The organism is Methylobacterium sp. Leaf118 (genome assembly GCF_920984675.1).
GTDB lineage: Bacteria > Pseudomonadota > Alphaproteobacteria > Rhizobiales > Beijerinckiaceae > Methylobacterium.
Genome location: NZ_CAKLBV010000002.1, coordinates 1 through 11,897, shown reverse-complemented (window position 1 = coordinate 11,897; position 11,897 = coordinate 1). Strand labels below are relative to the sequence as shown.

Below are 11,897 nucleotides of genomic sequence, written 5' to 3'. Positions count from 1 at the left end.
CGCCGGGGACGCAGGCGGGGCGGGGCCGGCATCCGAGGGAGAGACGGCGGCCTCCGGCACCGGGGGGCGGGAATCAGGGTCGCTGTGCAGCACGATCGACATGCCCTAGGTCCCGCGCCGGATCGATCCGGTCACGCACCCGCTGCTTGAGGGTCTTCACGTCGGGGAAGCCGCCGTCGCGCACCCGCTCCCAGATCGTCTCGCCCTCGAAGGCGATGACGAAGACGCCGCCGGTGCCCGGCACCAGGGCGACCTCGCCGAGATCGTCGCGGAAGGTGGAGAGAAGCTCCTGCGCCATCCAGGCGGCGCGGAGCAGCCACTGGCACTGGGTGCAGTAGGTGATCGCGACACGCGGCCGGCCGGGAGGCGACGGGAGGGGGTCGTCGGGAGCCTCGTCCATTCCGGGGACAGCGTCCCTATCGGCCGGGCGTTGTCAACCGTCCGCTCTTCCCGCGATGGGCCCGTGCCCCTATCTCCCGACCCGTCAAGGTCCCGCTTTCGGCGGGACAGGTCCCCGTCCGTCCCGGAGTTCGCCGCCCATGCCCGTCTCCCTCAGCCCCCGCGCCGCGGCCCGCGCGCCGCTGCGCACGCCCGTGCTCGGCCGGCTCGCCAGCGCCCTCGCCGCGCTGTGGCTGTCGCTGTGCCTGTCGGGCTGCGGAGCGATCAACCGCGTGCCGAGCCTGGAGGAGCAGGCCAAGTCCTCGTGGAGCGAGGTGCAGAACCAGTACCAGCGCCGGGCCGACCTGATCCCCAACCTCGTCGAGACCGTGAAGGGCTACGCCAAGCAGGAGCAGGAGACGCTGACCAAGGTGACGGAGGCGCGTGCCAAGGCGACCAGCGTGCAGGTCGATGCCTCCACGGTCAGCGACCCGGCGAAGTTCAAGCAGTTCCAGGACGCGCAGAACCAGCTCTCCGGCGCGCTCGGGCGCCTGCTCGCCTCCGTCGAGGCCTATCCGGACCTGAAGTCCAACCAGAACTTCCTGGCCCTGCAATCCCAGCTCGAGGGCACCGAGAACCGCATCGCGGTGGCCCGGCGCGACTACATCCAGTCGGTCCAGGCCTACAACACCGAGATCCGCACGATTCCGGGTCGCTGGATCGCCGCGTGGTTCTACCCCGAGGCCAAGCCCATGGAGACCTTCACCTCGACGCCCGGCGCCGAGCGCGCGCCGAACGTGAAGTTCTAGCGTCCACCGTCGGTGAGCCTGACCGCGCACGGACCGGCGGCCCGCGGCCTCGGCCCTTGGCTGCTGGCGCCGCTGGCCGCCCTGCTGCTCGCCCTCGCCGCGGGGGCGGCGCTCGCCGCGGAGCCCGCCCTGCCGACGCTCACCGGCCGCGTGGTCGACGGCGCGAACCTCCTCGCGCCCGAGGCGAAGGCGCGGATCGAGGCCAAGCTCAAGGCGCATGACGACAAGACGGGCGATCAGGTCGCCGTCGCCACCGTGCCCTCGCTCCAGGGCCTCACCGTCGAGGATTTCGCCAACCGCCTGTTCCGGGCGTGGAAGCTCGGCCAGGCCAAGACCAACAACGGCGTGCTGCTCCTCGTGGCGCCGACCGAGCGCAAGGTCCGCATCGAGGTCGGCTACGGCCTCGAAGGGGCGCTCACCGACGCGCTCACCAAGGTCATCGTCACCACGGCGATCACGCCGCGCTTCAAGCAGAACGACTTTTCCGGCGGCGTCGAGGCCGGGGTCGACGCGATCCTCTCGATCCTGTCGGGGGATGCCGAGGAATGGCAGCGCCGCGCCCCCGTGCGGGGGGATGCGGTCGATCCCGTCACGGTCGTGTTCTGGATCGTCGTCATCCTGGTGCTGATCCTCGTGCTCGCCCGGATGAATTCCGGCGGGCGGCGCAAGCGGGGCGGGGGCATCGTGTTCGTGCCGGGCCCGTCTTCCGGCGGCTGGAGCGGGGGCTTCTCCGACGGCGGCGGGTTCTCAGGGGGCGGCGGGTTCTCCGGCGGCGGCGGCTCGTCGGGCGGCGGGGGAGCCTCCGGTGACTGGTAGCGCGGCGATCCTGACCGAATCCGAGCGCGCGCGGATCGCCCAGGCGATCGGCCGGGCCGAGGCCGGCACCGCGGGCGAGATCGTCGTGCTGGTGGCCGCCCGGGCCGGGCTCTACCGCTCGCCGGCCCTGGGGCTGGCCCTCGGGGTGAGCCTCGCCTTGCCCTGGCCGCTGATCCTGCTGACGCATGTGTCCGCCGCCGAGATCGCGCTCGCCCAGGCCGGGGCGGTGCTGGCGGCGCTGGCCGCCACGCTGAACGAGCGGGTGCGGATCGCGCTCACGCCCCGCCCCTGGCGACGGGAGCGGGCCCACGCGGCCGCCCGCCGCGAGTTCCTGGCTCACGGCCTCCCCGGCACGCGGGGCCGCACCGGCGTCCTGATCTACGTGGCCCTGGCCGAGCGCTACGCCGAGATCATCGCGGATTCCGCGGTCCGCGCGCGCATCCCGGAGAGCGAATGGCACGGCATCGTCTCCGACCTTCTCGCGGCGGCGGGGCAGGGGGCGCTCGGGGCCGGGCTCGCCGCCGCGGTGGAGCGCGTGGGCGCGCGGCTGGAAGCGGCCCTGCCGGGCGACGCCGCGGGCGACGAACTGCCCAACCGGGTCATCGTGCTGGACTAAGCGGTCGGACCGTGCAGCGCCCGGTTGAGAGCCGGCCGCGTTTGCGCAAGCCCACCCCCGGCCGGAGGCCTTGAACAAACGCGGCCGGTGTAAGTCCGGGCAACTGGTCGGGGGAAGAAAATTGCGCCAAACAGAGCCCGCTTAAGGCCGCCTGCATCAAGAACGCGGCCACTCACGGAGCGAGGCGTCGATGGGCGCGTTACAGAAGCACGGGCCCTGGGCCCTGGTCGGAGCATTGGGCGCCGCGGCGCTCGCCATCGTCGCGACCCATCGCGGCGAGGCCATCAACGCCCTGTGGGTCGTGGTGGCGGCGGTCTGCGTCTACCTCATCTCCTACCGCTATTATTCCCTCTACATCTCCGACCGGGTGATGCGCCTCGATCCGACGCGCGAGACGCCGGCCCACCGCCACAACGACGGCCTCGACTACGTTCCCACCAACAAGACCGTCCTGTTCGGCCACCACTTCGCGGCGATCGCGGGCGCGGGCCCGCTGGTCGGCCCGGTGCTCGCCGCGCAGATGGGCTACCTGCCCGGCATGCTCTGGATCCTGGCGGGCGTCGTGCTCGCGGGCGCGGTGCAGGACTTCATGATCCTGTTCATCTCGATGCGCCGCGACGGGCGTTCGCTGGGCGAGCTGATCCGGGCCGAGCTCGGCGTGATCCCCGGCGTGATCGCGCTGTTCGGCACCTTCATGATCATGGTGATCCTGCTCGCCGTGCTGGCGATGATCGTGGTCAAGGCGCTGGCCGAGAGCCCCTGGGGCACCTTCACGGTCGCGGCCACGATCCCGATCGCGATCCTGATGGGCCTCTACGCGCGCTACATCCGGCCGGGCAAGATCGGCGAGGTCTCGATCATCGGCTTCGTCCTGCTGATGGCCGCGATCCTCGGCGGCGGCCAGATCAACGAGCACCCGGTCTGGGGCCCGGCCTTCACCTTCACCGGCACCCAGCTGACCTGGATGCTGATCGGCTACGGCTTCGTCGCCGCGATCCTCCCCGTTTGGCTGTTGCTCGCCCCGCGCGACTACCTCTCGACCTTCCTCAAGATCGGCACCATCGTCGGCCTGGCGCTCGGCATCGTCGTCGTCGCGCCGCACATGCAGATGCCGGCCATGACGAAGTTCGTCGACGGCACCGGCCCGGTCTGGGCGGGCTCGCTGTTCCCGTTCCTGTTCATCACCATCGCCTGCGGCGCGGTGTCGGGCTTCCACGCGCTGATCGCGTCGGGCACGACCCCCAAGCTCGTCGACAACGAGATGGACACCCGCTTCATCGGCTACGGCGGCATGCTGATGGAGAGCTTCGTGGCGATCATGGCGCTGGTGGCCGCCAGCGTGATCGATCCAGGCATCTACTTCACCATGAACTCGCCGGCCGGCCTCGTCGGCACCACGCCGGAAAGCGCGGCGGCGGCCGTGACCAACCTCGGCTTCCCGATCGCCGCCGACGTCATCGCCCAGACCGCCAAGGATGTCGGCGAACACTCGATCATCTCGCGCGTCGGCGGCGCCCCGACGCTCGCCGTGGGCATGGCCCACATCATCTCCTCGGCCGTCGGCGGCAAGGCGATGATGGCCTTCTGGTACCACTTCGCCATCCTGTTCGAGGCCCTGTTCATCCTGACGGCCGTCGATGCCGGCACGCGGGCCGGGCGCTTCATGCTCCAGGACCTGCTCGGCCTGCTCTCGCCGCGCTTCAAGGACACCTCGGCCTGGGCCCCGAGCCTGGTGGCGACCGGGCTCTGCGTGGCGGCCTGGGGCTACTTCCTCTACCAGGGCGTGACCGATCCGCTGGGCGGCATCTACACGCTCTGGCCGCTCTTCGGCATCTCGAACCAGATGCTGGCGGCGGTGGCCCTGACGCTCGCCACCGTAGTGATCTTCAAGATGAAGCGCGAGCGCTACGCCTTCGTCACCATCATCCCGACGATCTGGCTCTGCATCTGCACCCTGACCGCCGGCTGGCAGAAGATCTTCTCGCCCGACCCGAAGATCGGCTTCCTCTCCCACGCGGAGCGGTTCTCGACGGCGATCGCCGAGGGCAAGGTGCTGGCGCCGGCCAAGAACATGGCCGACATGCACAAGATCGTCTTCAACGACCGGATCGACGCGGCCCTCGCCGTGTTCTTCGTCGGCCTCGTCGTGGCGATCGTGGTGTTCGGCGTCATGGCCTGCGTGAAGGCCTACCGTGCCGATCGCTGGACGGCGCTGGAAGCCGACCCCAGGCTCGCCCCGGCGGAGTGACACCATGGCAGTCCCGGCCCCGTCGCAGAGTTTTCGCGATCGCCTCAAGGCGTTCAACAAATGCGTCTGCGACGGCGCACGCCTGATGGTCGGACAGGGCGATTACGGCGCCTACGTCGCCCACATCGCCAAGACCCACCCGGACCAGGCGCCGATGACCGAGCGGGAGTTCTTTCGCAACCGCGAGAATGCCCGTTTCGGCGTCGGCAACACCTCAGGTTTCCGCTGCTGCTGAGCGGCGGAAACCAGCACGAACGAAGAGGCGCCGTCATCCGCGAAATTCCCGCGATGCGGCGCTTTTTCGCGTGCAAGTAGCGAAAGCTTGGCTACTCTCCCGCCCGCATGGAGATGCGGACGACAATGCACGCAGATGACGACCGGCGCGGGACCAGGGGTTTCGTGGCCTTCGACGAGGGAGCGAAGGGCCTGACCGGCCTCGTGGTGAAGGGGCTGCTCCTCACCGCCGTGACCTTCACGATCTATCGCTTCTGGTACATGACCGACCTGCGGCGCTTCTTCTGGAGCCGCACGCTGATCGCGGGCAGCCCGGCCGAGTATCTCGGCCGCGGCAAGGAGCTGTTTCTCGGCTTCCTCGTGGCCCTCGCCATCCTGGTGCCGGTCTACCTCGTCCTGTTCATCCTCGGCTTCGCCGTGCCGCTCTTCGCGCCGGCCGTGCCGATCCTGTCGGGCGTGTTCCTGTTCCTGCTCGGGCAATACGCGGTCTTCCGCGGGCGGCGCTACCGCGCCTCGCGCACCCGCTGGCGCGGCATCCGCCTGGGCCAGGACGGCTCCGCCGCCGCGTATCTGCTGCGCGCCACCCTGTGGTGGCTCCTCACGATCCTGACGCTCGGCCTCGCCTTCCCGTTCATGCGCGCCAGCCTGGAGCGCTACCGCATCGACCACACGCTGATCGGCGAGAGCCGGCTGCGCTCGACCGCGACGGGACGCTCGGTGCTGCTGCCCTGGCTCGCCTTCTACGGGGTCGGCCTGCTGCCGATCCTCGCGACCGGACTCGCCTTTCTGAACAATGTCGACTTCTCTCCGCCCGTGGACCTGTTCGTGCCGCATCCGAAGGGCAAGGGGAACGCCTTCATCTTCAATCCCCGCTACGCGGGCACGGCGGTGGCCACGTCCTTCGGCTGGTTCATGGCCACGCTCGGCTTCGCCCTCCCGCTGATCCTGCTGCTGATCCCCTTCTATCGCGCCCGCGAGACCCGCGCCTTCCTCTCCGCCACGCATCTGGGGGAGGCGCGCCTCACCTCGCACCTGAAGGCGCGCTCCTTCTACTGGCCCTACTTCGTCTACCTGGTGACGGTGGCCTGCTTCAGCCTGGTGATCGGCATCCTCGTCGCGATCGTGTTCGGCGTCATCGGCCCGACGGCCAACCCCGGCCAGCAGTCGGCGGCCCTGTTCGGCGGCGGGCTGCTCTATGTCGCCACGGTGTTCGGCATGGCGGTGATCTACACCCGCGTCGTGATGCTCGGCCTGTGGGAGGCGGTGGCGAACGCGACCCGCATCGAGAACGTCGCCGCCCTCGAGGCCATCGTCGCCTCCTCGCGCACGCCCGCGAGCGGCCTGAACGAAGGTCTCGCCGACGCGCTCGATGTCGGCGGCGCCCTGGAAATCGGGTTCTGAGGCGGGTGAGCGCGCCACTGACCACCACGGGCCGCTACTTCGACGGGCGCAGCGCCCGCGCCCATGGGGTGCGGCTGCAGCTCGGCGAGCGGCTGGAGATCGTGGGCGAGGACCGGCGGCTCGATTGGAGCTTGCTCGACCTGCGCGCCGCCGAGACCGCGCCGCCGCTCACCCGGATCGGGCATTCGAGCGCGCCGGGCAGCGTCGAGTTCGAGGACACGGCCTTCGCCGACGCGCTGGCGGCGTGCTGCCCCGACCTGGCCCGGACCGAGCGCGGGGGCGGGCTGACCCGCCTCGTGCTGTGGTCGATCGCGGCGGGGGTCTCGGTGGTGCTGACCGCGCTCTACGGCGTCCCGGTAGCCTCCCGCCTGATCGCCCCGCTGGTGCCCGCGGCGATCGAGGCGCGCCTCGGCGAGGCGGTCGACCGGCAGGTGGTCGGGCTTCTCGGCACTCCGCCCCTGTGCCTTGAGCCGGAGGGACGGGCGGTGCTCGACCGGCTGACGGCGCGGCTTTCCGCCACCATGTCCCTGCCGGTGGCCCCGCAGGTGAGCGTGCGCCGCCACGCCCTGGCCAACGCCCTGGCCCTGCCGGGGGGCCGGGTCATCATCCTGTCGGACATTCTCACGAAGTCGAAGAGCCCCGACGAGTTCGCCGGCATCCTCGCCCACGAATTCGGGCACGTGGCCGCCCGCGACCCCGTGCGCTCGATCATCAGGGCGGGCGGCACCTCGTTCCTGCTCAGCCTCGTCCTCGGCGACCTGACCGGCTCGACCGTGCTGGTGACGATCGGCCAGGCGGCGATCTCGGCGGGCTATTCCCGCGATGCGGAGCGCGCGGCGGACGCCGCCGCCGTGTCGGCGGTGGGCCGGGCCGGCGGCGACGGGCGGGCGCTGGCCGGCATCCTGGAGCGCATCACCGACGGGGCGCATGAGCGACCCAGCGCGACCGCCTTCCTGCGCTCGCACCCCTACACCGCCGAGCGGGCGAGGACGATCCGCGCCACGGCGGGAGAGACCCCGGCCAACGTCCCGGGCACGAGTGGCCTCCTGACGGAGGCCGAGTGGCAGACCCTGCGCGGCATCTGCCCGCCCAAGGAGACGAAGGCCAAGGAGACGAAGGCCAAGGATCCGAAGGCCAAGGAACCGACAGCCAAGGAACCGACAGCCAAGGAACCGACAGCCAAGGAACCGAACCCAAAAGACCCGAAGGCGGACGATCCGAAGCCGAAGGATCGGCAGGACGGGACGACCGGGGATGGCGCCGCGAGCCCACCCACCCGGCCCCCGTAAGCGGTGCCCCGCCTCGCCCGGGAGCATCACTCGGCAGACGCGGCGGCGACGGTCGGCCCCTCGAAGACTCATCCGCTCCGCAGCCCCCGGGCGGGAGGTTCCCGGATCACGGCCCACTGTATCCTTTCGTACAATTCAGTCCTCGCCACGGCACGGAGACTTGTCGCGAGCGGTCTCACACCGATCCCCATGCGACCTTCTGTCGTTCAACACCTGTTCATCTCCCGAAATTCCGGGGAACAGCTTTCGGTGCGATTGGATTAGGGTCGCAGCATCCGACCCCGTGGGTCGCTCCCACGGGACGTCCGTCTTCATGCCCACTTCGCCCGAGAAGCCGCAGGCGCCTGGCCCCAACACGCCGGTGAGCGGGAGCGGCGGCCCCATGGGCGTCATCGATCAGCACCACGACATCTTCTTCGCGGCTGTCGAGCGGACGCGTATGCCGATGATCGTCACGGACCCGCGCCAGCCGGACAACCCGATCATCTTCGCCAACCGGGCCTTCATCCGCATGACCGGCTACACGGTCGAGGCGCTGATCGGGAACAATTGCCGCTTCCTCCAGGGGCCCGAGACCGACCGCGACACCATCGCGGAGGTGCGGTCCGCCATCGCCGAGCAGCGGGAATTCGCCACCGAGATCCTGAACTACCGCAAGGACGGGTCCTCGTTCTGGAACGCGCTGTTCGTGAGCCCGGTCTTCAACCGCTCGGGCGACCTCGTCTACTTCTTCGGCTCCCAGCTCGACGTCTCGCGCCGTCGCGACGCGGAAGAATCGCTCTACCAAGCGCAGAAGATGGAGAGCCTGGGCCAGCTCACCGGCGGCATCGCCCACGACTTCAACAATCTCCTGCAGGTCGTCTCCGGCCACAACGAGGTGATGCTGGCGCTGCTCGATCATCCCACCCTCGACGTGGCCCGGATGCGCCGGGCCGGCGAGGCGGTGCGGGCGGCGACCGACCGCGCGGCCAAGCTCACCCACCAGCTCCTCGCCTTCTCCCGCAAGCAGCGCCTGGAGGGGCGGCTCCTCAACCTCAACGGCCTCGTCGAGGGCATGAGCGAGATGATCGGCCGGACGCTCGGCGAGGACATCGAGCTGCGATCCGTGCTGGCGGCGGACCTCTGGGCGACGCGCATCGACCCGACCCAGGCCGAGGTGGCCCTCCTCAACGTGCTCATCAACGCCCGCGACGCGATGCCGGACGGCGGCACCGTGACGGTGCGGACCGGAAACCAGCTGATCGAGGACGAGGACACCGCGCTCACCAGGACGGTGCCGCCGGGGGCCTATGTGGTGGTCTCGGTGACCGATACCGGCTCGGGCATGCCGCCGGAGATCCTCACGCGGGTGATGGAGCCGTTCTTCACCACCAAGGGGGAGGGGCGGGGCACCGGGCTCGGCCTTGCCATGGTCTACGGCTTCGTCAAGCAGTCGGGCGGCTCGGTCAAGATCCATTCCGAGGTCGGCCACGGCACGACCGTGCGCCTCCTGTTCCCGGCCTCCGATCAGAAGGCCGAGGAAGAGGCCAAGCCCGTCCAGCGCGCCGCCGACCGGCACGGCACCGAACGGGTGCTCGTCGTCGACGACCGGCCGGACGTGGCGGCGACGGCGGGCACGATCCTGGAGGATTTCGGCTACCGGGTCGTCGTGGTCGATACGCCGAAGGCGGCCCTCGACATCCTCGACGGCGAGGAGCGCATCGACCTCCTGTTCACCGACCTGATCATGCCCGGCGGCATGAACGGCGTGATGCTGGCCCGCGCCGCCCGGGAGCGTCAGCCGAAGATCACGGTGCTGCTCACCACCGGCTATGCCGAGGCCTCGCTGGAGCGCACCGACGCGGGCGGTACCGAGTTCGAGATTATCAACAAGCCCTACAAGCGCATGGAGCTCGCCCGCCGGGTGCGCCGCGTCATCGATGGCCCGACCGGCGTGGGGTAGGGCCTCCGCCCCGCTTGCCCGCGATGAATCCGCGACCGCCCGCCCGGCGCCCTCAGGAAAGACGTTGACTCGCGCCCCCGGAGCCGTTCAAAACGCATCCGTTGCGGGCGTAGTTCAGTGGTAGAACGTCAGCTTCCCAAGCTGAATGTCGTCGGTTCGATCCCGATCGCCCGCTCCAACCCCTTAGCGCATTGCCATCAGGCGGTTGCGAGGACTTCCTCAAGTTCTTTCGAGGCTGTTCTGGTATCAGATTTCGGCCTGATACCAGCATGATACCAGTTTCAGGCCTGGCCCATGGCCCGCCTGATTCGGCCTGGGACAGCCCCTCGAACTTTCCTGTGTCGAACTCCGGCACCCTCGCACGAAAGATAGGTGGTCACCCTCCGGAGGCCGCCATGCCCGCCAACGCCTACCTCAGCCTGACCTCGCTCTCCGGGACGCGGCCGCATGCCGTCCCCGACGACGTGCGGGGATTCCGCCGCGAGGACCCCGCCGGCCGGTGCGCGGCCTGCCGCCACCATGCCCGCATCGAGGGCCCGGCGCCGGCGACGCGCTACACGGGCGAGGCCGCGGTCGCCGACGTCTGCCTGGCGTACCGGCGGGAGCTCCTCATCGCCCGGCCGACGACGCGCCGGTACGGGCGGTTCGAGGCGTTGCCGGCGCCTGCGCGAGCTGACACCGTGTCGGCATGAGCGACCCTCTCTACCCATCCCAGGACGGCCCCGGCGCCGGCGCGGTCGTCAAGGTCGTGGTCCGCGTCATGGTCGGCCCGGACCGCAGCACCGTCGTCGTCCGCCGCGGCGGGGAGCCGGTGCTCCTTAACGAGGTCCGCCCGCACGGGGCAGAGGCGGACGGCCTGGGCCCCGCCGTCGAGACCGCTATCCGCGAAAAATTTCAGCCCTGAGAGGTTAACGGAGGGCCTCAGACGGGTCCTGAAAGTGACTTCTATAGAAGTCATTCTTGAGAACAGAACGAGAACCTGACTCGTACAAACTACATTAATAAATTGCATTTTACTGATGTAGTTAAGGTGTTCAAACGGTAAGCGCAATATTCCCGAACGGTCGGTCTAATTTTATGGAATCGATTCAGATAAATCAGAAGCGCTCCTCGTCATGGTGGCACCATCGAAACCAGGGAGCACACCCGATGCGCATCATCGACAAGCACCAGCTCGACGCCGACACCCTCCGCCGCGAGCTCGAAGAGGCCCGCCGCGTTCAGGAGCAGTGCCTCGCCAGCGGCGTGAACCACAGCACCTGGATGGGGGCCGCCTTCTCCGGGGCCGACCTCGCCTACGGCTACTGGAAGGAGGGCACCGATATCGCGTGCGCCCTCCTGAAGGGTGAGGAGCGCCTCAAGGCCATCGCCGCGGGCAGCGAGGCCGTGCAGCTTCGCATCCTCCGCGTCCCCTGCCGGGAAGAGGCTGAGGCAGCGGCCATGTGCCTGGTGTGGGGCGACGACCGCGCCGCCGCCTAACGGGCCTTGGCCTTCCCCTTCCGCCGCTCGGCATCGCGCCGGGCGTAGCGGGCCCCGAGCTCGGCGGCATTGCGGGGCGGCCCTTCCTGACAGAGGGCCGCCCCGCGCAGCGCGTGGGCGAACCTCGGCGCGAGGGCAGTATTTTTACGAAATCTATTCCTTCCAAGATATTCCGTCTGCGTGCCTACAATCTACCCTTGTGACCCGTAGGTGTCCCTCCCATCTGCTGCCTTCGTCGTCTGCTTCGACGTGGTGAGATCCGTGCCGTATGCTCGCCCAGTCGTGCCAACCAGTATAGCGGCAGACCAGCGAGATCAGCGTCGCCGAGACGTGCGGCGGCCGCACCTAGCGTGCAAACGCGCCGAAACCGGACCGTGGCCAGCCACGTTCCACAACCAGGCCGACGCGGTCGTTCAGGAGGCGTCCGAACCGGACTCCAGGAACCTGACTGTAGGTAGCCCTACCTCGTACTGGTCGCCGGACTGGATTGCGCCGCAGCCCGAAACCCGGACAACGCTCCCCAGCCATCTAGTTGAAGCCGAAGAATGCGAAGCTCGTGAGGTGGGGCGGGCCGACCGATAGGCACCCAACATCGATGCCTCCGCCGACTGTGTTTCGGCGTGCAACTATGACCCCTTGAGGCGGGGGATCGGCGTCCAATTCTGACCCCCTAACCTCGTTCTCG

12 protein-coding genes and 1 tRNA gene are annotated in these 11,897 nt (G+C 69.4%); 12 read left to right on the top strand and 1 reads right to left on the bottom strand.

The annotated features are described in order from the left end of the window. Positions 1-73: 73 nt before the first annotated feature. A complete protein-coding gene (locus tag LW587_RS01210; protein WP_232627783.1) occupies positions 74-400 on the bottom strand; it encodes a SelT/SelW/SelH family protein in 327 nt (108 codons plus the stop codon). Positions 401-539: 139 nt separating this feature from the next. Between LW587_RS01210 and LW587_RS01205 the strand changes: the two genes are divergently transcribed. From LW587_RS01205 to LW587_RS01150, 12 genes are all read left to right on the top strand, one after another. Beyond that, the gene (locus tag LW587_RS01205; RefSeq protein ID WP_232627782.1) at positions 540-1,187 is read left to right on the top strand and encodes a LemA family protein; all 648 of its coding nucleotides are present in this window, start codon (positions 540-542) and stop codon (positions 1,185-1,187) included. Positions 1,188-1,199: 12 nt separating this feature from the next. Then, positions 1,200-2,003: a TPM domain-containing protein gene (locus tag LW587_RS01200; RefSeq protein ID WP_442919076.1), complete on the top strand. Its 804-nt coding sequence runs from the start codon at positions 1,200-1,202 to the stop codon at positions 2,001-2,003. Continuing rightward, complete coding sequence (locus tag LW587_RS01195; protein WP_232627781.1) at positions 1,993-2,619, top strand: TPM domain-containing protein; 627 nt, start codon at positions 1,993-1,995, stop codon at positions 2,617-2,619. The genes LW587_RS01200 and LW587_RS01195 overlap by 11 nt, the downstream gene beginning before the upstream one ends. Before the next feature lie 190 nt (positions 2,620-2,809). Continuing rightward, the gene (locus LW587_RS01190; protein WP_232627780.1) at positions 2,810-4,867 is read left to right on the top strand and encodes a carbon starvation CstA family protein; all 2,058 of its coding nucleotides are present in this window, start codon (positions 2,810-2,812) and stop codon (positions 4,865-4,867) included. 4 nt (positions 4,868-4,871) lie between these two features. Continuing rightward, entirely contained in the window at positions 4,872-5,102 is a 231-nt protein-coding gene (locus tag LW587_RS01185) for a YbdD/YjiX family protein (protein ID WP_232627779.1), read from the top strand. Positions 5,103-5,215: 113 nt separating this feature from the next. Continuing rightward, a complete protein-coding gene (locus LW587_RS01180; RefSeq protein ID WP_442919075.1) occupies positions 5,216-6,502 on the top strand; it encodes a DUF898 family protein in 1,287 nt (428 codons plus the stop codon). Between the two features lie 5 nt (positions 6,503-6,507). After that, the gene (locus LW587_RS01175; protein WP_232627777.1) at positions 6,508-7,791 is read left to right on the top strand and encodes a M48 family metalloprotease; all 1,284 of its coding nucleotides are present in this window, start codon (positions 6,508-6,510) and stop codon (positions 7,789-7,791) included. 313 nt (positions 7,792-8,104) lie between these two features. After that, complete coding sequence (locus LW587_RS01170; protein WP_232627776.1) at positions 8,105-9,733, top strand: hybrid sensor histidine kinase/response regulator; 1,629 nt, start codon at positions 8,105-8,107, stop codon at positions 9,731-9,733. Between the two features lie 103 nt (positions 9,734-9,836). Further along, positions 9,837-9,911: transfer RNA gene (locus tag LW587_RS01165), tRNA-Gly, on the top strand. Positions 9,912-10,128: 217 nt separating this feature from the next. Then, complete coding sequence (locus LW587_RS01160) at positions 10,129-10,425, top strand: hypothetical protein (RefSeq protein WP_232627775.1); 297 nt, start codon at positions 10,129-10,131, stop codon at positions 10,423-10,425. Then, positions 10,422-10,637: a hypothetical protein gene (locus LW587_RS01155; protein WP_232627774.1), complete on the top strand. Its 216-nt coding sequence runs from the start codon at positions 10,422-10,424 to the stop codon at positions 10,635-10,637. Before LW587_RS01160 ends, LW587_RS01155 begins: the two co-directional genes overlap by 4 nt. A 245-nt stretch (positions 10,638-10,882) precedes the next feature. Next, positions 10,883-11,212 carry a hypothetical protein gene (locus LW587_RS01150; RefSeq protein WP_232627773.1) on the top strand — a complete coding sequence of 110 codons (330 nt, stop codon included), beginning with the start codon at positions 10,883-10,885 and terminating at the stop codon, positions 11,210-11,212. The last annotated feature ends 685 nt before the right edge of the window (positions 11,213-11,897 follow it).

Excerpts from the sequence above, each read along its gene's own strand:
- LW587_RS01180 (WP_442919075.1), top strand. The coding sequence starts at position 5,216 with ATGCGGACGACAATGCACGCAGATGACGACCGGCGCGGGACCAGGGGT.
- LW587_RS01170 (WP_232627776.1), top strand. The coding sequence starts at position 8,105 with ATGCCCACTTCGCCCGAGAAGCCGCAGGCGCCTGGCCCCAACACGCCG.
- LW587_RS01185 (WP_232627779.1), top strand. The coding sequence starts at position 4,872 with ATGGCAGTCCCGGCCCCGTCGCAGAGTTTTCGCGATCGCCTCAAGGCG.
- LW587_RS01150 (WP_232627773.1), top strand. The coding sequence starts at position 10,883 with ATGCGCATCATCGACAAGCACCAGCTCGACGCCGACACCCTCCGCCGC.
- LW587_RS01205 (WP_232627782.1), top strand. The coding sequence starts at position 540 with ATGCCCGTCTCCCTCAGCCCCCGCGCCGCGGCCCGCGCGCCGCTGCGC.
- LW587_RS01160 (WP_232627775.1), top strand. The coding sequence starts at position 10,129 with ATGCCCGCCAACGCCTACCTCAGCCTGACCTCGCTCTCCGGGACGCGG.
- LW587_RS01210 (WP_232627783.1), bottom strand. The coding sequence starts at position 400 with ATGGACGAGGCTCCCGACGACCCCCTCCCGTCGCCTCCCGGCCGGCCG.
- LW587_RS01190 (WP_232627780.1), top strand. The coding sequence starts at position 2,810 with ATGGGCGCGTTACAGAAGCACGGGCCCTGGGCCCTGGTCGGAGCATTG.
- LW587_RS01155 (WP_232627774.1), top strand. The coding sequence starts at position 10,422 with ATGAGCGACCCTCTCTACCCATCCCAGGACGGCCCCGGCGCCGGCGCG.